Annotated in this window: 13 protein-coding genes; 5 read left to right on the top strand and 8 right to left on the bottom strand. The window is 57.1% G+C overall.

Going from position 1 to position 23,223, the window contains the following annotated elements; translation table 11 throughout:
• Nucleotides 1–38: 38 nt before the first annotated feature.
• Complete coding sequence (locus ABLV08_RS09940) at nt 39–1,331, bottom strand: DUF445 domain-containing protein (protein WP_161799876.1); 1,293 nt, start codon at nt 1,329–1,331, stop codon at nt 39–41.
• A 262-nt stretch (nt 1,332–1,593) separates the two neighbouring features.
• Here ABLV08_RS09940 and ABLV08_RS09935 point away from each other — a divergent pair, with 262 nt between their 5' ends.
• On the top strand, nt 1,594–2,964 hold the full coding sequence (locus ABLV08_RS09935; RefSeq protein WP_348855799.1) for an NAD-dependent succinate-semialdehyde dehydrogenase: 1,371 nt from the start codon (nt 1,594–1,596) through the stop codon (nt 2,962–2,964).
• A gap of 57 nt (nt 2,965–3,021) precedes the next feature.
• On the opposite strand, the gene yjiA is transcribed toward ABLV08_RS09935, so the two are convergent.
• The 3 genes from yjiA to ABLV08_RS09920 all read right to left on the bottom strand — a co-directional run bounded on the left by yjiA (nt 3,022) and on the right by ABLV08_RS09920 (nt 6,453).
• Nucleotides 3,022–3,978 carry a GTPase gene (gene yjiA, locus ABLV08_RS09930; RefSeq protein ID WP_348855798.1) on the bottom strand — a complete coding sequence of 319 codons (957 nt, stop codon included), beginning with the start codon at nt 3,976–3,978 and terminating at the stop codon, nt 3,022–3,024.
• 11 nt (nt 3,979–3,989) lie between these two features.
• The gene (locus ABLV08_RS09925) at nt 3,990–4,193 is read right to left on the bottom strand and encodes a YbdD/YjiX family protein (RefSeq protein ID WP_002887451.1); all 204 of its coding nucleotides are present in this window, start codon (nt 4,191–4,193) and stop codon (nt 3,990–3,992) included.
• Nucleotides 4,194–4,302: 109 nt separating this feature from the next.
• Nucleotides 4,303–6,453 (bottom strand): carbon starvation CstA family protein, encoded by a 2,151-nt coding sequence (locus tag ABLV08_RS09920; protein ID WP_015368441.1) that lies wholly within the window; start codon nt 6,451–6,453, stop codon nt 4,303–4,305.
• 501 nt (nt 6,454–6,954) lie between these two features.
• On the opposite strand from ABLV08_RS09920, the gene ABLV08_RS09915 reads away from it, so the two are divergent.
• The 4 genes from ABLV08_RS09915 (at nt 6,955) to ABLV08_RS09900 (ending at nt 18,112) form a co-directional block, all read left to right on the top strand.
• On the top strand, nt 6,955–8,637 hold the full coding sequence (locus ABLV08_RS09915; RefSeq protein ID WP_348855797.1) for a ShlB/FhaC/HecB family hemolysin secretion/activation protein: 1,683 nt from the start codon (nt 6,955–6,957) through the stop codon (nt 8,635–8,637).
• An 87-nt stretch (nt 8,638–8,724) separates the two neighbouring features.
• Nucleotides 8,725–16,755, top strand: a complete 8,031-nt coding sequence (locus ABLV08_RS09910) for a hemagglutinin repeat-containing protein (protein WP_348855796.1) — start codon at nt 8,725–8,727, stop codon at nt 16,753–16,755.
• The gene (cdiI, locus tag ABLV08_RS09905; RefSeq protein WP_015704291.1) at nt 16,755–17,105 is read left to right on the top strand and encodes a ribonuclease toxin immunity protein CdiI; all 351 of its coding nucleotides are present in this window, start codon (nt 16,755–16,757) and stop codon (nt 17,103–17,105) included. The genes ABLV08_RS09910 and cdiI overlap by 1 nt, the downstream gene beginning before the upstream one ends.
• Nucleotides 17,106–17,179: 74 nt before the next feature.
• Nucleotides 17,180–18,112, top strand: a complete 933-nt coding sequence (locus tag ABLV08_RS09900) for a hypothetical protein (protein ID WP_348855795.1) — start codon at nt 17,180–17,182, stop codon at nt 18,110–18,112.
• 532 nt (nt 18,113–18,644) lie between these two features.
• On the opposite strand, the gene ABLV08_RS09895 is transcribed toward ABLV08_RS09900, so the two are convergent.
• The 4 genes from ABLV08_RS09895 to hpaX all read right to left on the bottom strand — a co-directional run bounded on the left by ABLV08_RS09895 (nt 18,645) and on the right by hpaX (nt 23,223).
• Nucleotides 18,645–19,157: a 4-hydroxyphenylacetate 3-monooxygenase reductase subunit gene (locus ABLV08_RS09895; protein ID WP_002887467.1), complete on the bottom strand. Its 513-nt coding sequence runs from the start codon at nt 19,155–19,157 to the stop codon at nt 18,645–18,647.
• A 19-nt stretch (nt 19,158–19,176) separates the two neighbouring features.
• On the bottom strand, nt 19,177–20,739 hold the full coding sequence (gene hpaB, locus ABLV08_RS09890) for a 4-hydroxyphenylacetate 3-monooxygenase, oxygenase component (RefSeq protein WP_002887473.1): 1,563 nt from the start codon (nt 20,737–20,739) through the stop codon (nt 19,177–19,179).
• A 225-nt stretch (nt 20,740–20,964) separates the two neighbouring features.
• On the bottom strand, nt 20,965–21,855 hold the full coding sequence (hpaA, locus tag ABLV08_RS09885; RefSeq protein ID WP_015368434.1) for a 4-hydroxyphenylacetate catabolism regulatory protein HpaA: 891 nt from the start codon (nt 21,853–21,855) through the stop codon (nt 20,965–20,967).
• Nucleotides 21,856–21,864: 9 nt separating this feature from the next.
• Nucleotides 21,865–23,223 (bottom strand): 4-hydroxyphenylacetate permease, encoded by a 1,359-nt coding sequence (hpaX, locus tag ABLV08_RS09880; protein ID WP_348855794.1) that lies wholly within the window; start codon nt 23,221–23,223, stop codon nt 21,865–21,867.

The raw sequence follows: 23,223 nt of genomic DNA, 5'->3' as shown, positions 1-23,223 counted from the left end.
GGGTATTCATCGTTAGAATGGTTAAGATGCTACCATTGTCAGCCAATATGCAGATGCAGCAGCGCCGGAATTTGCGATAACAGCCACAGGCCGAGGCCGATAGTGCCGCCGACCAGCGTGCCGTTGATGCGAATAAACTGCAGATCCTTGCCGATGTTGAGCTCGATCTGTCGCGACATATCGCGCGCGTCCCAGCTTTTGACCGTATCGCTGATATGGCGAGTCAGGAAGGCGGCAAATTCCGGCGCGACCCGATGCGCCGCCTGCTCCAGATGCTCATTCAGCGATTCACGCAGCGCGTCGTCGCGCACCAGCGTTTCGCCGAACCACTGACCGGCCTCGGCGATCCGCTGCTTGATGCGCGAATCGTCACTGCTGATATCGTTTTTCACCCAGCCGCGCAGATCCGCCCACACCTCGCCGAGATAGCGATTAAAGGTCTCATCGTTTTTCAGATACGCTTTGATGTTATCGGCTTTTTGCGCCATTTGCGGGTCGGATTTCAGATTGTCGATAAGCTTCTGCGCCGCGCGGTCAAAGGCCTGGCGAATCTGGTGGCTGCGGTCCTGAGTGACCTCATCGAGCAGCGTATTTACCGCGTCGGTGACCATTTCAGCGCTGTGCTCGCCAAGCCACTCGGTGGGTAACAGTTTGGCCTTCAGCGGGTGTTCGGTCTCCAGCCAGTGCACGATACCACGGGCGATAAAGGCGCGTGAGCTGTCGCGCTGTAGCAGGGCGATCAGCTGGCTTATTAGTGAATCCAACAGCTTTTGATGACGGTTGTCGCGGGTTAGCCCCTCCAGCATCATGGCGCTGGTCTGCGTCAGGTCGACCTTATCGATAGCCTTGTGCACCGCGCGCCGCAGCAGACGCTGAATACGGGTATCATCGGTGAGCTCGAGAAAACCGCTCATCACCTGTAGCAGATGTTGGCCCACACGGCGGGCGTTTTCGGGCTGGCTAAACCAGTTACCGAGCATCAAGGCCGGTTCGTAGCGGCGGATCAGCGCCACCAGTGAGGGAGTATCAAGAAACTTCTCCTGCACGAAATGGCCAAGATTATCGGCGATACGGTCTTTATTGCGCGGGATGATCGCCGTATGGCGGGCGACAAACGGCAGCGGAATTCGGCGAAACAGGGCCACCACCGCAAACCAGTCGGCCAGCGCCCCGACCATCGCCGCTTCGGAAATAGCCTTCAGCGCGCTGACCCACGGCGTCGGCGGTAGCAGCAGCGTAGTGATAAACAGCGCCGCCGCAATCAGCAGCAGCGACAGCGCCAGCAGTTTGGCGCGTTTTAATTCAGCGAGTTTTTCCATAGGGTTAAGCATATAACCTGACGGCGAGGTCATGCAAAAATCGGCACAACTTCCTGTACGCGCGGGTCAATTTGCGAGTGGGCTTCCAAAGTCAGGTCACGTATGCAGCAAGCAGAAATTAGCTTTCGGCACGGCTCGTGAAAGCGCGGTTTGCCCTCATGGAATATTCCGGATATACCTAACTTTACCCGCGTCGTCAGCTATCTCTACTACCCTTAATATCCTTAGCGGCATTTTTGACTGCGTTAATAGCGATAACAAGGAGACATGCGATATGGCTTATCAGACAGTGAATCCTGCGAATAACCAGCTTATTAAAAGCTATCCCGCACACAGCGATGCTGACGTGGAGGCGGCGCTGCGGCAGGCCGATGCGCTTTATCATTCGGCGTGGGCGAAAGGCGATATTGCGCAGCGTCTGCCGGTGCTGCATAAGCTTGCCGACCTTATCGACAGCCGGACGGAGGAGCTGGCGAAAATCGCCAGCCAGGAGATGGGCAAGCTCATTAAACAGAGCCGCGGCGAGGTCAAACTCTGCGCGCAGATCGCCCGCTATTATGCCGACAACGCCGAACGGTTCCTGGCGCCGGTGAAGTATCCCTCCGAGCTTGGCGAAGCCTGGGTTGAGCACCATCCCATCGGCGTCTTAATGGCGGTGGAGCCGTGGAACTTCCCCTATTACCAGTTAATGCGCGTGCTGGCGCCAAATCTGGCGGCCGGTAATCCGGTTATTGCTAAACATGCCAGCATCGTTCCGCAATGCGCCGAGACCTTCGCGCATCTGGTGCGCGAGGCTGGCGCGCCGGAAGGGGCGTGGACCAACCTGTTTATCTCTCAGGAGCAGGTGGCGAAAATCATCGCTGACGATCGGGTGCAGGGGGTGGCGCTGACCGGCTCGGAAAAAGCGGGCGGCATCGTGGCGTCGCAGGCGGCGAAACATATCAAGAAAGCGACGCTGGAGCTGGGCGGCAATGATGTGTTTGTGGTACTCGACGATGCCGACCTGGAACGCGCGGTGAAAATAGGCGTACAGGCGCGGCTGAACAACGCCGGGCAGGTTTGCACCGCCGCTAAACGCTTCATTCTGCATGAAAAAATCGCCGAGTCGTTCCTGAGCAAGTTTAGCGATGCCTTCCGCCAGGTGAAGATCGGCGATCCGCTCGATGAAAGCACCACCCTTGGCCCGCTCTCGTCGAAAGAGGCGCTGGAAACCTTAAGTAAACAGGTCGACGAGGCGGTGAAGCATGGCGCCAAATTACACCTCGGCGGCAAGCCGGTTTCCGGCGAAGGTAATTTCTACGAACCCACTATTCTGACGGGAATTACCCGTGAGAACCCGGCGTACTTCGAAGAGTTCTTTGGCCCGGTGGCGCAGATATACGTGGTGAAAGACGATGATGAGGCGATTGAGCTCGCCAACGACTCTCACTACGGCCTGGGCGGCGCGGTGTTTAGTCAGGACATTGAGCGGGCGAAGCGTATGGCCTCGGGGATTGAAACCGGCATGGTCTATATCAACTGGTTAACGGATACCGCGCCGGAGCTGCCTTTTGGCGGCGTGAAGCGCTCCGGCTTTGGCCGTGAGCTTTCCGACCTCGGTATCAAAGAGTTTGTGAATCAGAAGCTGGTGGTCGTTCGCCGCTAAACCATCCATCATGAAGTATCCCTCTCCCATCGGGGGAGGGATTCTTCCTTGCGGCGGCTATTTACGGAGCCCGGCAAACGCGGCGCGGATTTCTTCTTCCGGCAGTTGAATGCCGATAAACACCAGCGTGCTGTGCGGCGTTTCATCGCCCCACGGGCGATCCCAGTCGGCGCTGTAGAGGCGCTGCACGCCCTGGAACAGCAGGCGATTTGGCTCGCCGTCGATCCACAGCATGCCTTTATAGCGCATCAGTTGTTCGGCGAAGGAGAGCAGCAGGTTTTCCATCACCCGTGAAACTTCACTGATATCCACCGGATAGTCGAGCTCGACCACAATCGACGAGACGTCGTTCTGTTTTTCTGCCACAAAATGAAAGCGCGGTGTGGCGCTGACAACCTTCTCTTCCAGCATAAAACCGCTGGTATTAAAGAGCAGGCTTAAATCGATATCGCCGTGGATGACGGTATAAATTGGCGCCCGCGCGTTAATGCGCGCCAGCCGTTCGCGCAGCTTTTCGGTGTCGCCGGCGACATCGGTTTTGGTTAACAGAATCCGGTCCGCGTAGCCGACCTGCGACTGGGCAATGGTAAACTGATCCATCTGCTGGTCGGCATGGACGGCGTCGACCAGGGCAATCACGCCGTCCAGCAGATAGCGTTCGCAGAGCACCTCGTGGGAGAAAAAGGTCTGAATAATCGGCCCAGGGTCGGCCATGCCGGTGCATTCAATCACCAGTCGGTCGAAGGCAATCTCGCCGCGATCGCAGCTGTCGAGCAGATCGAGCAGGGCATCTTCCAGTTCGTTGGAGCGCGTGCAGCAAATACAGCCGTTGGTCAGGGTTTTAATCTGCGTGGCGCGGTCGCCGATCAATTGATCGTCAACGGCAACTTCGCCAAATTCATTTTCAATCACGGCGATTTTGAAACCGTGCTGCTCATTAAGGATGTGGCGCAACAGGGTGGTTTTTCCTGCGCCGAGAAAACCGGTTAATAGGGTGACTGCAATCGGTGCCATTATTGCCTCCATTAACAGCAGCGTACGCCGCCTTTGCCGTCGCCGCCGTAGCGGGCCTGCTGGCGTTCGCGGAAGAATTCTTCATAAGTCATGTACGGCTGATCCGGATGGTTGGTTTGCATATGGGTGACGTAGTTGTCGTAATCCGGAATGCCGATCAGCATTTTCGCCGCCTGACCGAGATATTTTTTTGCCTGACCTAAGTTACCAAACATTGTAAGTTCCAGATAACGAATAAAGCCGGATGGCGACTCGCGCCTTATCCGGCCTACGTTAATGCGCTTTTTGTAGGCCGGATAAGCGTAGCGCTATCCGGCATCAGGGTTAATGATGTGACGAGGTCTTCACGCCGCCTTCCGGTACCGGCACGTACGGAGTCTCTTTGTCGGTACGCACCTTATTGTTGCGGACATTGAGCCAGGTTTTGATGCCGTAGAAGATGATGCTGTACACCACCACCAGGAACAGAATGCTCAGGCCGGCGTTGGTGTAGTTGTTAACCACGATATGGTTCATGTTGGCGATCTGCTGTGCGGTCAGCTCGCCGCCGGCGGCAATCTTCTCTTTATACTGCTGAGCCATAAAGAAGAAGCCTTCCATCTGCGGATTGCTGCTGAACAGCTTCAGGCCCAGCGCCCAGGTGGTGCACAGCAGCAGCCATGCAGCCGGGATAACGGTGACCCAGATATATTTGGTGCGCTGCATCTTGACCAGCACGACGGTGCCAAGCACCAGCGCCACCGCGGCCAGCATCTGGTTAGAGATACCGAACAACGGCCACAGGCTCTTCACACCGCCCAGCGGGTCGACCACGCCCTGATACAGCAGGTAGCCCCACAGCCCGACGCAGCCGGCGGTACCGATAATACCGGCGACCAGCGAGTCGGTTTTTTTCAGGAACGGCACGAAGTTACCCAGCAGATCCTGCAGCATAAAGCGGCCTGCGCGGGTACCCGCATCCAGCGCGGTGAGGATAAACAGCGCTTCAAACAGGATACCGAAGTGGTACCAGAAGCCCATATCCGCCATCGGGATGATTTTATGGAACACATGGGCGATACCAACGGCCAGCGTCGGCGCGCCGCCGGCGCGGTTCAGGACTGAAGGTTCGCCGATATCTTTCGCCGTCTGCAGGATCTGCTCAGGTGAAATCACGAAGCCCCAGGAGCTGACGGTCGCCGCCGCGTGGACGGTGACTTCTTTCAACTGCGCTGCGATCATCGCCGCGTTTTCACCGCCCATTTCATGCAGGTTAGGCATGACGATGCCAAGGCCTGCCGGCGGGGTGTTCATCGCGAAGTAGAGGCCCGGTTCGATAATCGAGGCCGCAACCAGCGCCATGACTGCAACAAAGGATTCCATCAGCATCGCGCCGTAGCCGATAAAGCGGGCGTCGGTTTCGTTAGCCAGCAGCTTCGGCGTGGTGCCGGAGGCGATCAGCGCGTGGAAGCCGGAGACCGCGCCGCAGGCGATGGTAATAAACAGGAACGGGAAGAGCGCGCCTTTCCACAGCGGGCCGGTACCATCAATGTACTGGGTCACTGCCGGCATTTTCAGGTCCGGGTTGAGGATAACGATCCCCAGCGCCAGGCCGACGATCACGCCGATTTTCAGGAAGGTGGCCAGATAATCGCGCGGCGCCAGAATCAGCCATACCGGCAGCAGCGCGGAAATGAACGCGTAGCCAATCAGGGTAAAGGTGATAGTGGTATCTTTAAAGGTCAACGCCGGGCCCCAGTACGGGTCGTGGGCAATGATGCCGCCGAACCAGATAGATGCCACCAGCAGTACGATACCGATCACCGACACTTCACCCACGCGCCCTGGACGCAGGAAGCGCATGTAGATACCCATAAACAGGGCGATAGGCACCGTCGAGCAGACGGTAAAGACGCCCCACGGGCTTTCCGCCAGCGCTTTCACCACGATGAGCGCCAGTACCGCGAGGATGATGATCATAATCAGGAAGCAGCCGAACAGGGCGATAGAACCCGGTACCGGCCCCATTTCCTGTTTAATCATCTCGCCCAGCGAGGCGCCGTTACGCCGCGAGGAGATAAACAGTACCATGAAGTCCTGTACCGCGCCCGCCAGCACCACACCGGCCAGCAGCCAGAGGGTGCCCGGCAGATAACCCATCTGCGCGGCCAGTACCGGGCCAACCAGCGGGCCGGCCCCGGCAATGGCGGCAAAATGGTGGCCAAACAGCACGTAGCGGTTGGTCGGCACGTAGTTCAGGCCATCGTTATTAATGACCGCTGGCGTCGCGCGCGTTGGGTCAAGTTTCATCACCTTCTGCGCGATATACAGGCTGTAATAACGGTAGGCGACGAGGTACACGGAAACCGACGCGACGACGATCCACAGGGCACTGACGTGCTCACCGCGGCGCAACGCGACGACTGAGAGGCAAAATGCCCCGATGATTCCGAGAATCACCCAGGGTATGTGCTTGAGTAGTTTTTTGGTATCCATAGTAAAACCTGGCGTTAATTAGATTAATAATTGGCCGAAGCCGTCTGGTTTTGTGTTTGGGTTGGTGGAGGTATTGATTAGCTAGGCTGCCTCCGATCTTGCCAGAACGCCGTGCGCGTAAAGTTGGGTAAATCGGTGAGTGGTTATATGCGGGGTTAAGCGGTCGCTAGCCGCGGTAAGCGGTTGGCTATGAAGTGAGCAAGAGGGAAATATGTGATTGAGATCACGGGGTATTGTCGTGTGTCGCGAGGCATACCTGCGTCAGAATATATCAATTCAAACTCATTTTTCTCATTTTATAATGACTTCACATTTTATGTCGGTTACTGAAATATATTTACTAATCCGATAAAAATAGCCTGCCATTGATGAAATTTCCGCTGAATTATTGTTGCGGTGATTGCCTTGTTAATATGAGTTGATATTTATACACGTTTGAATGTATTTAAAGGCTATAACTTTTCGTTGTATCCAACATGGATGGTTTTGGCTTTAATAATAATGAATAAATGGAACTTAATTCATAAAGTTTTTATTATCTCTGCGCTACCTGTTTGGGTTTATGCCGCGCCTGTGGATACCGTACGTGAGCAGCAGTTCATCAATCAGCAGCAGCGCCAGCAGGCGCTGGAAAATCAGCTCGCGCCGCCGTCACCGGATATTCATTTATCAGCGGAAGAAATAAATACCGATGATGGTTTATTTCCCGTGGAACAACCTTGCTTTGCTATTTCTCAGGTTATTTTGCAGGGCGCTGAAGCCTTACCGCATTGGCTTCCGCTCCAGCGCCAGACAAATAAAGCGATTGGACGTTGTCTGGGAGGAAAGGGCATTAATCTACTGATGGCCCAGTTGCAGAATATATTAATCGATCGCGGTTATATCACCAGCCGGATCCTTGCCCCGCAGCAGGATTTAAAAAGCGGTGTTTTGCGCCTGGTGGTGATGCCGGGTTATATCCGTGAAGCCAGGCTTACGGAGGACAGCGATGATTATCTGTGGCTGGCGAGCGCGTTTCCGGCGACTGACGGGAAACTACTGGATCTGCGCGATATTGAACAGGGGCTGGAAAACTTGCAGCGCCTGCCGACGGTACAGGCCAGCATGGAAATTGTTCCGGGCGAAACGCCTGGACAAAGCGATATTGTTATTAACCGCCGACAGGAACGCTTCTGGCGCGTTGACGCCTCGATCGATGATTCCGGCTCTAATGCCACCGGCCGCTATCAGGGTAACCTGACGCTATCACTGGATAACCCGCTAGCCTTAAGCGATCTTTTTTACCTTTCGGGCTCACATAATCTCGATGGCAATGGCGGTAAATCCTCAAAGAACCTGACCGGCCACTATTCGATTCCGCTGGGTTACTGGCAGCTCGGATTAACCGCCAGCCAGTACGATTACGTGCAAACCGTGGCGGGGGCCAACGGCGATTACCAGTACAGCGGTAAAAGCAAGAACGTTGATTTTCAGATGAGCCGCGTACTGCACCGTAGCGGTAGTCAGAAGACCACGCTTAGCGCCGATGTGTTAGCCCGCGAGCAGCGCAACTTCATTAACGACACCGAGATTGCCGTTCAGCGGCGGCAAACGGCGGCCTGGAAGCTTGGTCTGCAGCATCGCCATTACCTGGGCAAGGCCACTCTCGATGCCGGAGCGAGCTATCAGCGCGGTACCCGCTGGTTTGGCGCTCAGCCCGCGCCGGAAGAGCAGTGGGGAGAAGCAACCGCCCTCAGCAAAATCCTGCAATTCAATGCTCAGCTCAATTTGCCTTTTGCCCTGGGCGGGCAAAATTTTCGCTTTACCAGCCGCTATCAGCGGCAGATGAGCAGCACGCCGCTGACTTCGCCGGATATGTTTTCCATCGGCAACCGCTGGACGGTACGCGGCTTTGACGGCGAGCGCACCCTGACCGCCAGTCACGGCTGGTATGTACGTAACGATATCGCCTGTTCGACTCCGTTGCCGGGGCAGGAGTTTTATCTGGGGGCGGATTACGGCGAAGTCGGCGGCGCAGGCAGTGAAACGCTGGTAGGCAAACACCTCGCCGGGGGCGTGGCAGGGCTGCGCGGCCAGTACCAGCGCGCCAGCTACGACCTGTTCGCCGGTATCCCTTTAGCCAAACCCGATGGCTTTAAAACCGACCCGGCGACTTTTGGTTTCAGCGTCAGCTGGAGCTACTGACTTTACTCACGCGCCGCCCGGCGGCGCGTGCTGCGCACATGGACGATCTTCCGCGCCGCGGTGGACAACGGATGACGAGTAACGGCAATGAATAAACGCTTTTATCGAATCGTATTTAATAAGGCTCGCGGGATGCTGATGGTGGTGGCGGAAACGACCCGCTCTCATCGGGCGGGCGTGTCGCCGCAATCCGGCGCCGACGCGCGAACCGGGTCGACGCTGGCGTCCACCCTGGCGCCGCTGGCCTTTAGCTTTCTGCTCGCTTTTTCCTGTCTCACTCCGGCTCAGGCAGCGATTGTCGCCGATAACCATGCGCCCGGCGGCCAGCAACCGCAGATCGCTAATAGCGCCAATGGCACGCCGCAGGTCAATATTCAGACACCGAGCGGCGCAGGCGTTTCACGCAACGTCTACAGCCAGTTTGATGTCGATGGGCGCGGCGTGGTGCTGAATAACAGCCACGCTAACACTTCAACCCAACTGGCCGGGATGGTCGCCGGCAACCCGAATCTGGCGAAAGGAGAAGCCAGAGTGATCCTCAACGAGGTGAATACCCGCGATCCGAGCCGGCTGAATGGCTATATCGAGGTTGCCGGACAAAAAGCGCAGGTGGTGATCGCTAACCCTGCCGGAATTAGCTGCGACGGCTGCGGGTTCATCAATGCCAACCGCGCGACGCTGACGACAGGCCAGGTGCAGTACGGTAACGGGCAGATTAGTGGTTATGATGTCAATCGCGGCGAAATTATCGTACAGGGCGGCGGCCTTGATGCGAGCTCGGTAGACAGTACCGACCTGCTCGCCCGCGCGGTGAAAATCAACGCCGAGGTTTGGGCGCAGGAGCTAAAGGTCACCGCAGGGCGTAATCAGATCGATGCGGCGCACAGCCGAACGACGGCAAAATCAGCCGACGGCAGTGCGCTGCCTGCGGTGGCGATAGACGTCAGCGCCCTGGGCGGGATGTACGCCCATAAAATTCGTCTTGTCGGTACCGAGCGCGGTGTAGGCGTTCACAATGCCGGCAATATCGGCGCGGCGGCGGGGGATGTAGCAATCAGCGCTGATGGCGCGCTCAGCAACAGCGGCGTGATTCAGTCCGCGCAGAATCTACAACTGTCCGTTAAGGGCGATCTTCACAACCAGGGCCAACTGTACGCCGGAAAAGATAGCGTGGTGACGGCCAGCGCGACGCTAACCAATGACGGCATGATCGCCGCGCAAGGCGATACGCGGATTGCCGCCAACGCTTTGCGTAGCGCGCAAAACAGCACGCTCGCCGCCGGATTTAATAGCGATGGTTCTACCGCCAGCAGCGGCGCGCTGACGCTGAATAGCCAGAGCTCGCTGGCGCTGAATGGCCGCAATATGGCGGCAGGAACGCTGACGGCGCAGGGCAGGACGGTGGATCTTGATAACAGTCGAACCTCGGGGGCGCGGATCGTGGTCAGCGCCGCGTCCGGCGATATCACCACCCGAGATGCGGTGGTGGCGGCCAGCGAAAAACTCCAGTTGGCCACCAGCGGCAAACTCAACAACCACAGTGGCCTGTTGACGGCCAGCCAGCTTGAGCTGAAAGCAATGGCGCTGGATAACCAACAGGGCGTAATCCAGCAGACGGGCGAGGACGATCTACGCCTTGATTTTCGCACGGGATTGGATAACCGCGGTGGTGAGATTGCCAGCAACAGCCATGCTTTGACGCTCAGCACCAGCCAGTTGCTCAATCAAAACGGAACGCTGCTGCATATCGGCAGCGGCGGCATGTCTATTACCAGCGAAGGCGCGCTGGACAACGGCGAAGGCACTATTGCCGCTAACGGCAATATCGTTTTGCACTCCGATAACATGAATAATCGCAGCGGTAAAATCAGCACGACGCAGGGCAATGCTCAGCTCATTACGCGTCATGAGCTGGAAAATTCGCAAGGGAATATCGTTGCTGGCGGTAGCCTTTCTCTACAAGTGGCCAGCCTTCGGAACCAGCAGGGGCAAGTGATTGCGGCGCAGGGCGACCTGGCCATGAGCGCTGAAGGAGGGCTGGATAACCGCGAAGGCGTTCTTGCCGCAAATGGCAATATCAAGCTTGACGCCGACAATCTTACCAACCATGGCGGAAAAATCAGCGCGGCGCAGGGCGACATTCAACTCACTGCGCGCCATGGGGTGGATAACTCGCAGGGGAATATCATCGCCAGCGGCGATATCCAACTCCAGGCTGAAAATCTTAATAATCGTCACGGGCAGATAGGCACGGCGCAGCGGGGCAGCGTCAACCTGACGACGAGCGGTTTACTGGATAACCAGCAGGGAACTATTACCGCCTTTGATGCCCTGGGTATTCAGAGCGCCACCGTTGATAACCGGCAGGGAGAACTGCAGTCCGGCGGTAATCTCAACATCACCATTCACAACCGGGGGCTGGATAACCGGCAGGGGCAGATCGTCTCCGCCGCCGCTCTGGAAATAGCAGGCGTCAACCTGGCGTTGGCTAATACGGGCGGAACGTTACTTGCCGCGAGCAAACTTAGCCTCGATGCCGATTCCCTCAGCGGCGATGGCGAGGCGCTCTCTCAGGGCGATATGTCGCTCACGTTGCGTCAGGCGTTTCATAACGCCGGGAGGGTCATCGCCAACGGCAACCTGCAGTGGAATCTTTCCGGGCTGGGGCTGATTAATCAGGGGGTTATCAGCGCCGGCCGGGCGCTCAATCTCTATGCGGCGAAGCTGGATAACCGTCAGGAAGGTGAAATCAGCGCTGGCGAGAACCATTTGACGGTCAACGGCGAGTTGGTCAACCGGGGGCTGATTGACGGTGGTTTAACCCATATTGTCGCCACGACGTTAACCAATATCGGCAGCGGGCGCCTGTACGGCGACGCCGTCGCGCTGCAGGCGGCAACGCTGACTAACGCCGCGGAGAACGGCGTGGCGGCGACGATTGCCGCACGGGCATCGCTGGCAATGGGCGTCGGCACGCTCAATAACCAGGATCACGCGCTAATCTACAGCGACGGTACGCTCGCCATTGGCGGCCAGCTTGCCGAAGACGGTTCGCTCAGCGGCCGGGCGGGAGTGTTTAATAACCACAGCGCAACGCTTGAGTCCGCCGGTGATATGGCGCTCGATATCCAACAAATCAATAACTACAACGACCATCTGGTGACGAAAGATGTGATGGTCGAGCAGTCATGGCGCCATGAAGCGGCGCTGAAAGGATCGGTACAGCGCTTCGACTGGTCGCTGGTCGATACCAGCTATAAAAACAAATACGGCGTTCACGACGCCATCATGCCGGACGGAAGCCGCGGCGATGAGTTCTATGAATACCAGTACCAGCGTACCGTTGTGGAAACGCAGGTGGTGGAAAGCGATCCTGGCAAAATCCTCTCCGGCGGCCAGCTCATCATCAACAGCGATAAGCTGAATAACTACGATAGCCAGATTATCGCCGGAGGAGCGCTCGGTGGCGTGATTGGCGAACTAAACAACGTCGCCACGACCGGCAAACGGGTGACCACCGACGTCGGCACCCAGACCCGTTGGTATGAGAAAAAGACCAGCCGCCCGTTTGGCGGCACCAAAACTAGCCAGGGGAAAAAAAGCAGCGAATATGAACCGACGCCGACGGTTCAGACCATCGATTTGCAAACCATGAAGTGGCAGGGCAATACCCAAATTGATGGCCATAGCGGTGTGATTAATCCGCGCGATCGCGCCGATGAAACAGGCGAAATACCCGCCGGACGACTGGTGGAAGTGACGCCGGTTAACGCTGACGGAACGGTTATTCGCGTCGTCACGCCGGATACCCGGCTTCCTGTCAGCAGTCTGTATCAGATCGACCCGCAGGCTAAAGCAGGCTATCTGGTGGAAACCGATCCGCGTTTTACCAACGGTAAAGCGTGGCTCGCCAGCGACTACATGCAAAATCAGCTGGGCGTTGATCAGGCGATGAAGCGGCTTGGCGACGGCTATTACGAACAGCGGCTGGTGCGTGAGCAGATCGTTAAGCTGAGCGGCGGGCGCTACCTACAGGGCTACAGTAACGATGAAGAGCAGTACCGGGCGCTGATGGACGCGGGCGTCGCCTTCGCCAAACAGTACAACCTGACGGTCGGGGTGGCGCTGACGCCAGCGCAGATGGCGCTGCTGACCAGCGATATGGTCTGGCTGGTCGCCAGAGAGGTCACGCTAACGGATGGCTCCGTGCAGCAGGTGCTGGTGCCGCAGGTTTACGCGCGGGTTAAAGCGGGCGATCTCGATGGCAGCGGCGCGTTGCTCGGCGGTGAAAACGTGGCGTTCAGCGTGAGCCGTGATGTGACCAACAGCGGGCACATCCACAGCCGCGGCGTGACGCAGCTAACCGCGGAAAACATTCATAACAGCGGCTATATCGGCGGCAACCAGCTCACGCTAAACGCGCGTACTGATATCAACAATATTGGCGGAACGCTGCAGGGCGGCGATAGCCTGATCGCGCAAGCCGGGCGTGATATCAACAGCGCCAGCACCCTCGGCGGCGGCCCGGGTAACATCAGCCTCGATCGGCCCGCGGGGATTTATGTCCAGAATGAAAACGGCCAACTGGGGCTGCAGGCGTTACATAACATTAATCTGACGGCAAGCATGGTGAGTAACAGCGCGGCGGGCAGCCAGACGCAGATTATCGCCGGCAACGATCTCAACCTGCAGACGCTCGCCACCACCCATAGCGAAAGCGGAAGCTGGGGGAAAGGCAACGATCGTTCCTTGACCCAGCGTAGCGATATCGGCACGCAAATTAACGGCGGCGCGGTGGCGCTGTCCGCCGGCCACGATATTAATGCCCGCGCCGCCAGCGTGACGGCGACCAGCAGCCTGACGGTTGCCGCCGGCAATGATATTAACCTCAGCAGCGGCGAGTCCTCATGGCACCTGACGGAAAACAGCCATCAAAGCAGCAGCGGCCTGCTGGCTCGCCGCTCGCTCACCACTCACGATGAAGTGTGGGCGCAGAACGCCATCGGCAGCAATTTTAGCGGTGACAGTATTGTGATGCAGGCCGGGCGCGACCTGCTGGTGTCCGGCAGCAGTGTTGCCGGCACCCAGGACGTCAACCTTGTGGCGGGGCGTAACCTGACCATCACCACCGCCGAGGAAAGTCGCCAGGAAAACCATCTACGAAAAGAGAAACATAGCGGCTTTTCCGGCACCGGCGGCGTCGGCTTCAGCGTCGGCAGTTCGTCGCTGAAAGCCACCGACGTGACGACGGCGCTGAGTAGCGCCGCCAGTACCGTCGGAAGCTCACAGGGCAACCTGAGCCTGAGCGCCGGCAATGTGTTGACGGTTCAGGGATCTGACCTGGTGGCCGGCAACAATATGGCGTTGACCGGTAAAACCGTGAATATTCTGGCAGCGGAAAACCAGAGTACCCAGACCCATACCGTGGAGCAGAAAACCAGCGGCCTGACGCTGGCGTTATCCGGGATGGTGGGCAGCGCCATTAATACCGCGGTTTCCAGCGCCAACCAGGCCAGCACCGAGAGCAATGGCCGTCTCGCCGCGCTGAGCGGGCTGCAGTCGGCATTATCGGGCGTACAGGCGTATCAGGCATCGCAGATGCAGACTGCGGATTCCAGTCCGGAGAGCATGATAGGGATCAACCTTTCCTGGGGTAGCCAGTCCTCGAAATCCACTCAGCGACAAACGCAGAACACCAGCCGCGGCAGCAGCCTGATGGCCGGCAACAATCTCAGCATTATCGCCACGGAGACGGATATCAACGTTGAGGGCAGCCAGCTGCAGGCCGGCGGCAGCGCGTTGCTCAATGCCGCGCGCGATGTGAATTTATTCTCTGCGGAGAACGCCAGCACCCTGAGCGGTAAAAACGAGAGCCATGGGAGTTCGTTTGGCGTCGGTATTAACTTCGGGCAGGGCGCGAACGGGCTGACGGTCAGCGCCAACGCCGCGAAGGGCCACGAGAAGGGCAACAGCCTGACGCATAACGAAACGACCCTCAGCGCCGGGGAGCGGGTGACTATTGTCAGCGGTCGCGATACGACGCTGACCGGGGCGCAGGTGAGTGGCCATCAGGTGACAATGGGCGTCGGGCGTAACCTGACGCTGAGCAGCGAGCAGGACAGCGATAACTACGATTCGAAGCACCGTAGCGGCAGCGTGGGGGCGAGCGGCAGCATGGGCGGTGGTTCGGGGTCTCTTAACCTGAGCCAGAGCAAAATGCACAGCACCTGGGCGTCGGTGGAGGCGCAGACGGGGATTTTTGCCGGCGAGGGCGGTTTTGATGTGAATGTGGGCGGGCATACGCAGCTGAACGGCAGCGTGCTGGCGAGCACGGCGGCGGCGGAGCTGAACCGGCTGGATACCGGGACGCTGGGTTTCCGGGATATTAAAAACTATGCCGAGTACAGCGTGGAGCAGCAGAGCGCGGGGGTGAGCACGAGCGGTAGCGTGGCGGGGCAGTTCCTCGGGAATGCGGCCAGCGGTCTGCTGATGGGGGCGAACGGCAGCGGCAGCGACAGTTCGCTGACGCGGGCGGCGGTGAGCGAGGGCAGTATCGTTATCCGCGACGGCGCGAATCAGCAGCAGGACGTGACGGGGTTAAGCCGGGATGCGGCGCATGCGAACCAGACGCTGAGTCCGATATTTGATAAGGAGAAAGAGCAGAACCGGCTGGCGACGGCGCAGAAGATAGGTGAAATCGGGCGCCAGGTGAGTGATGTGCTGGTGACGCAGGGCAAGCTGAACGCGCAGGCAGCGCAGAGCGACCCGGCGGCGCGGGCAGCTGCGCGGGCGAAGCTGGTAGCGGGAGGGAATGCCAGCCCGAGCGAGGAGCAAATCAGCGCGCAGGTGAGCCGGACGGCGACGGCGGACTACGATACGGGCGGAAAGTACCAGAAGGTGGCGCAGGCGGTAACGGCGGCGATGCAGGGTCTGGCGGGTGGCAACCTGGCGCAGGCGGCGAGCGGGGCAGTGAGTCCGTATGTGGCGGAAATCATTCACAGCCAGACGACGGACAGCGCGACGGGTAAGGTGAATGTGGAAGCCAATGCGATGGCGCATGCGGTGTGGGGAGCGATAGCGGCGGCATCGGGAAATAACAGCGCGCTGGCGGGAGCGGCAGGCGCGGTGAGCGGCGAGCTGCTGGGCCGCTGGATAGCAGCGGAATATTATCCGGATGTTAAGACAGAAGAGCTGTCGGATGAGCAGAAGTCGACGATAAGCGCGCTGAGTACGCTGGCGGCGGGACTGATGGGGGGGCTTAGCGGAGGCAGCAGCACGGATGCGGTGGCGGGTGCGCAGGCCGGGAAGAACGCGGTGGAGAATAATGCTTTGAGTCCGATTGATTTCGGTAAAGGCATGGCTGACATGGGTTTATCCCAGCAGTCGCTCGGCGTTCATATGCTCCAGAATGGTGCCACACCAGAAGAACTCACGGCGGCGCTGATCAAGAACTCACAGGGACAGATACCGGACGGACAGAATGCAGCTAAAGGCCTGATGATTGCCTGGGCAGAATTCTTTGGGGTTCCGGTGAGTGCGTTGGCGGCGGATGGGGAAATGACGCCGCAACGAGCTGCGGAAATCTTGGCAAGTGGCGTGCCGACCAGTGAAGCGAAGTTAGTACAATATGTAGCAGCTAAGGCGTTTTTGGTTGTTGCGAAGAACACCTCTTATCCATCTGGAATTAGTTTTAAAATTGACCAACTGGAACATATGGGTTCTGTTGTAAAATACAATCAACAGAAAGGTATTACAGGTGGTCATAATGCTGATGCTTTCTATTCAACAGTAAGTGAGAAAAATGTGAAAATTGTCGGTGAAACTCGAAGCAGCGTGAAGGGTATTACTGAGGTTCAATATAAAATACCCGCTTACGATCGCGCCGGTAATATTACAGGTTATAAGGATAAAATATTTACCAAAACAATCTATGACCCTAAGATCTTTACTGACCAAAAAATGTTAGAATTGGGGCAGCAAGCTGCAAGTAGTGGTTACAAAGCAGCTATTGCATCTGGACAACGAGAATATACGGCAACCGCCGGCGGGATAAAATTCCAAGTTTATTTGGATAAAAAGACAGGAATGGTAGAAAATTTTCATCCGGTGACTAAATAATGAACGAATATATTTTTGAGAACATAGATTATGAAAACGATCCTGAATGGGTTGTTCGGGATTATTTTAATTCAATGTATCTACAGGGTAAATTCATATGGATGTTACCGTATCTTATAAATAAAATAGGCTGCGGTGTTAACGAAACATATTGTTCATTCCCTGATTTTGAAGACCCTGATCCAGAATGTCATTTTGAGGGCATAATGTTTGGGGTATGGGACGGAGAACTTATAGTTCCTGAATTTGTAGGCTTTAAATATGTCCGTCTGGCCTGTGAAAAGTATATTCAGTTACATCCTGAAGATACTGAAAAAGTAAATGAGTTGCTGGCTAAAATTCCAGCCTGAGTAAAGATCTCGGCTAGTGAGCCGGGATCGAGTTATCGGCGGTTATCCGCGACGGCGCGAATCAGCAGCAGGACGTGACGGGGTTAAGCCGGGATGCGGCGCATGCGAACCAGACGCTGAGTCCGATATTTGATAAGGAGAAAGAGCAGAACCGTCTGGCGACGGCGCAGAAGATAGGTGAAATCGGGCGCCAGGTGAGTGATGTGCTGGTGACGCAGGGCAAGCTGAACGCGCAGGCGGCGCAGAGCGACCCGGCGGCGCGGGCAGCGGCGCGGGCGAAGCTGGTAGCGGGAGGGAATGCCAGCCCGAGCGAGGAGCAAATCAGCGCGCAGGTGAGCCGGACGGCGACGGCGGACTACGATACGGGCGGAAAGTACCAGAAGGTGGCGCAGGCGGTAACGGCGACGATGCAGGGTCTGGCGGGTGGCAACCTGGCGCAGGCGGCGAGCGGGGCAGTGAGCTTGTATGTGGCGGAAATCATTCACAGCCAGACGTCAGACTGCGATACAGACTGTAAAGGAAAACTTGCAGAAGATGTGGCAAAAGGGAATGCAGTAGTATCAGCCCATCTGGCAGGTACTGTTGGGTTAGGTATATTGCCAAAGGGGGCTCTGATAACAGCTGCCATCAATGGCGGAGCCAATACTGCAATACAATATGCCACGACTCGTGAAGTGAATTACACAGATGCGTTGATAGCGACTTGGGTTGGAGCAGCAACCGCAAAAACTGGTTGGTTAGGAACTGTGGGATGGAATGCGGCAGGTGGAGCAACATCAAGTTATATTAAAGGAGATGACCCCATGGTTGGGGCTATAACAAGTAGTGTTGGCTCTGGATTAGGATATGGGGTTGGTCATTATGTAGTGAAGCCTACTGCAAATACAATCGGTAAATGGATAACTGGTGGATGGGACCCCAAATTTGATCCCGTTAGATTAAAATATACGGAAATAAAAGGGCTGATTGGAATATCGAAAGAAATATCGCCAAGTAAAATTCCTTGAGCAACAGGAAACATAACTGGTTCCTTTCGCACAGAATACGGCAGTGTTGAAACTCAAGAAATTATCAATAAGGTTAAGAAATGAGTAGTTCAATCTTTCTTTTAAAAAGAAAAATGATCGCTAGTTTTTGCATATTTTTTGTCTGTATGTTCTCTGTAATTATTACTGGGCTATTGGCAAAAATTTTTTTTGTTACAGTACTATGGATTCTGGGTGATGAATTTCAATTGTCATGGAATGATATCCTACAAGGCATAAAAATCGGGAGTGTGGGAGGAGGGGTACTAGGTATCGGAATTATTCTTTCGCGCCTTTTTAAGGTTGAAGGATTCTAGTTCACGTTCAGAAGAAGTTTGTTCATAATATTATGAGTCCGCTATGTGACAAGGAGAAAGAGCAGAACCAGCCGGCGGTGACGCAGGGCAAGCTGAACGCGCAGGCGGCGCGGCGCTGACACAGTTTGCCCGGCAGGAACGCTAACGCGAATCTGTATTGCCCCTCCCCGTTATCCGGGGAGAGGCAGGCGAGGCCATTACACCGCGACTTCCATTTCCATCATCACCGGGTGGAAACGGCGTTTAAAGTAAATCAGGCCGTGCCCTTGCGGGCTCAGGGTAATATTGCGGATCTCCACCAGATACACCAGGTGGGTACCAATGGTTTGCACCTGGCTAATCTCGCCTTCGAGGCTGGCCAGCGAACCCTTCAGTACAGGCTGTCCGAGCGCGCCCTGCTGCCAGCCGCTGAGGGCAAACCGCTCTTCCATCGTCACCCCGGTCATCCCGGCGAAATGACGGGCCATGATTTCCTGTTCGTGGTTCAGCACGTTGATGCACAACTTGCCGTTGCCCTGAAAGACCGGGTTCATCGCGCTGTTGGCGTTGATACAAACCATCACCGATGGCGGCGTATCCGTCACCGAGCAAACCGCCGTGGCGGTAATGCCGCAGCGGCCGGCTTCGCCTGCGGTGGTGACAACGTTAACCGCAGCCGACAGGCTGGCCATGGCATCGCGAAAACGCAGGCGTTGTTCATCTAATTGCATTATGACCTCCCGCTGTGAATTACTTCAGCAGCTTATCCAACATGTTGATATCAGCGTTATTGTGCAGATGCGGCACCGTCCAGCCGTTCTGGTCGTACTCGGACAGGCAGCGGTCGACCATCGCCATCATTTTGTCCATATTGCCGGAGCTCTGCGCCTGGCGCAGACACTGCAGGCGAATTTCATCCTGGCTACCGGAGTAGTTGATCTCATACAGTTCATGGCGGCCGCCGAATTCGCTGCCGATGGCGTCCCACATCAGTTTGAGGATCTTGATACGTTCAACGTGATCCATACCGTTGGAGCCGCGCACGTACTTCGCCAGATACTGATCGATCTGCGGGTTGTTCAGATCGCGGGCGCTGGACGGCAGATAAATCAGGCCGCTGGTGACGTTACGCTCGATGATGTTCTTGATCTTGGCGTAGGCCATCGGCGCCATCACGCGATAGGTCTGCAGCGCGGCGTGATCCGGCAGCCATGCGCCGTTGACCCACGGCGTCGCTTCCGAGCACATGGAATCGCTTAACGCCCAGAACATGTTGCGCCACGCCACCACTTCGCCAAGGTCGGCCTGTACGCCGCGGAATTCGAGGGTGCCGGTACATTCCAGAGAACGCTTCAGCAGGGCGGTGATAAAGTCGAGTTTTACCGCCAGGCGCACGCAGGCCTGCAGCGGGTACATGCGGGCGAAACCACCTTCCATGGTCCAGCGGCGGCAGCGGTCAAAGTCGCGATAAATCAGTACGTTCTCCCATGGGATCAGCACCTTATCCATTACCAGAATCGCGTCGTTCTCGTCGAAACGGCTGGAAAGCGGATAGTCGTACGGCGATCCGGTCGCGCCGGCGACCATCTCATAGGAGGCGCGGGAGATAAGCTTGACGCCTTCGGCATCCATCGGCGCGACGAACATCAGCGCGAAGTCCGGGTTCTCGCCCATCACCTGTGCGGAGCCGAAGCCGATCATGTTGTAGTGGGTCAGTGCCGAGTTGGTGGCGACCACTTTCGCGCCGCTGACGATGATCCCGGCATCGGTCTCTTTTTCCAGCTTGATGTAGACATCCTTCACTTCATCAGCCGGCTTGTGGCGGTCGATCGGCGGGTTGACGATAGCGTGGTTAAAGTACAGGCCGGTTTCCTGAATGCGGGTGTACCAGTTGCGGGCGTTCTGCTCGAACTGGCCGTAAAACGCCGGGTTGGCGCCCAGCGCGCAGCCGAAAGCGGCTTTGTAGTCCGGGGTGCGGCCCATCCAGCCGTAGCTTAAGCGCGACCATTCGGCGATGGCGTCGCGCTGCTGGCGCAGATCGTCGGCGCTTTTCGCCACGCGGAAGAATTTATGGGTGTAGCCGCCGCTACCGGTATCGGTGCCCCAGCACAGGGAATCCTGCATCTCCGGTTTGTGCAGCGCATCGTACAGCTGAGCGACGGAAGCCGCGGCATTACGGAAGGCCGGATGCGTGGTGACATCCTTCACGCGCTCGCCGTAGATATAAATTTCGCGGCCATCCTGCAGGCTTTTTAAATACTCTTCGCCAGTTAACGGGCGTTTCGCGTCGGCGCGGAAATCTTCAGGTTTCATAGGGGCCTCTTCAGTATTTATCGGAATAATAATGTTAAATATATGTTTTGTTTTTGTTGTTTAATTGAAGCGGTTATTGCGCTTGTCGTGAAGGGACGTTTGCGACAACGGCGGGTACTTTTCAGGCGGGAGTGAATTTTGTGATCTCTGCAGCTTTTGGCGGGCGGCGCGGCGCTGACTCGCCCTACGGTCTGTAGCCCCGGCAAGCGCCGCGCCGCCGGGGTATTAAGACACCGGTACTTTTTGCGCCCGGTAACTGCTTGGCGAGCAGCCGACCTGGCGGCTAAAAAAGCGCGCAAAATAAGCGGGATCTTTAAACCCCAGCTGCCAGGCTATCTCATTGACCGCGCTATCGGAAAACAGCAGCAGCCGCTTCGCCTCGCGTAGCTGGCGGTCGAATATCAGCCGCTTCGGCGGGCGGTTGGCGAAGCGGCGGCAGATATCGGTCAACCGCGATTCGGTCAGATGCAGCTCGCTGGCGTAATCCGGTACCGTCCAGTGTTGATGGAAGTGGCTGTCGATCATCTGGTTAAAGCGCTGGAATAATTTCAGCTCGCCGCGCATGCCGCTGGCGGCATGATCGTCGAGCCTGGCGTTGCGCAGCAGCAGGGTAAATACCGCCTGCGCCAGCAGCGCCAGGGTATGCTCGCGCCCCGGCAGCTGAGCGGTGGATTCACGGCGAATCAGCTGCCAGTAGTGCGCCAGCGCCGCCAGCTCGTCGGGTTTATCCGCCAGCGACAGGCAGATCCCCGGCAGACCGAAGGTCTCCCGCGTGCCGGGATAAAGCACCTCCAGCAGCGGCCAGATGAGTTCTTCGTGCACCGTCAACACGTGACCATCGCTATCGGACTCGGTAATAAAGGCGTGCGGTACCGAGGGCGGTGTTATCACAAACAGCGGCGCCTGCACCGAATAGCGGTGGTCATCAAGCTGCAGCTCAATCTGTCCGGTATCAAGAAAGTGCATCTGAAAATAGCGGTCGTGGCGATGCGCCTGCATGTCGCGGCCAAAAAAGGCCGCCATGCGGGCAAACGACTGATAGTGCACCTCTTCGGTGCCCAGACTCTCGTCGTAATCTTTATTGATGTCGATGTTGGCGATTGAATGCTGGCACATACCCGCTCCTTAGTGGCCTTTTTGCGCCGCTAAGCCCGGCGCGGCGGCGGCGTCCTCGCGCTGGCTCATCGGAATGCGGGTGAGCACCAGCGCGCCGACAATCAGCAGCCCGGCGACAAACCACAGCCCGGAGCTAAAGCTGCCGGTGGTATCGCGCAAAATGCCGATCAACAGCGGGCTGACGGCAGAGCCGATGTTGCCGATGGCGTTGATCACCGCCAGCGCCACCGCGCGCGATTGCAGGCTGATCACCCGATCCGGGGTGGTCCAGAAAATGGCCATCGCGGTAAAGGATCCCACCGAAGCCATAATAATGCCGATCAGTTGGATCAGGCTGTGGTGCGTTGCCGAAGCCAGCAGCCAACCCGCCGCGGCGAACAGGTAGGGCAGGATGGTATGCATCTTGCGCTCTTTGCGCCGGTCGGAGCGGCGGCTCCACCAGATCATGCCGAAAATGGTGCAGAACTGCGGGATCGCCGCCAGCAGGCCAATCATGATGTTGCTACTGCCGGTGTTGAAGCTCTGCAGGATCTGCGGCGTCCAAATATTAATGGCGCTGAGGGTATTGGTCAGGCAGAAGTAGGCGAGGGTATACATCAGCACCGCTGGCGTCAGTACTTCGCGCAGCGTGGAACGCGGCGAAGCCGGGACGATCGCCGCATGTTCCCGTTCGCGATCGATCATCGCCTTCAGCGCCTGTTTCTCTTCGTTGTCCAGCCAGTTGGCTTTATCCGGCGTGTCGTTGAGGAAGAACCAGGTGACGACGCCGAGCACCACCGACGGCAGGCCTTCCAGCAGAAACAGCCACTGCCAGCCCTTCAGGTTCCACAGGCCGTCGAGCGCCAGGATATAGCCGGAAAGTATCGAGCCGAGCATCATGGTCACCGGCATGGCGATCATAAACAGGGCGTTGGCGCGGGCGCGATGATAGGCCGGGAACCACCAGGTCAGATAGACGAGGATCCCCGGCAGAAAACCGGCTTCGGCGATGCCGACCAGCATGCGCAGGATGTACAGCGTATGCGGGCTGGTGGCGAACATGGTGCAGGTCGAGGCGATCCCCCAGACCACCATGATCCCGGCGATCCAGCGGCGCGCGCCAACTTTCGCCAGCATGATATTGCTGGGGATCCCGCACAGCACGTAGGTGACGTAGAACAGCGTCGCCGCCAGGCCGAACATGGTGGAGGTCAGGCCAAGATCTTTACCCATCGTCAGGCCGGCGAAGCCGATATTAATGCGATCCAAAAATGAGAAAACAAAGAGAACAAACAGGAAGGTGATCAGACGGCGGAACAGCTTTTTGATCACCCGGTTTTCTACTTCAACGGCTTTATTATCATTGTGTTGCAGGGTAGAGGTAGTCAT

Origin of the sequence: Klebsiella sp. CN_Kp088 (assembly GCF_040064335.1) — a bacterium.
Lineage (GTDB): Bacteria > Pseudomonadota > Gammaproteobacteria > Enterobacterales > Enterobacteriaceae > Klebsiella > Klebsiella aerogenes.
Note: the sequence above shows the minus strand (reverse complement) of the source record. Positions and strands in the feature narration are given on the sequence as shown.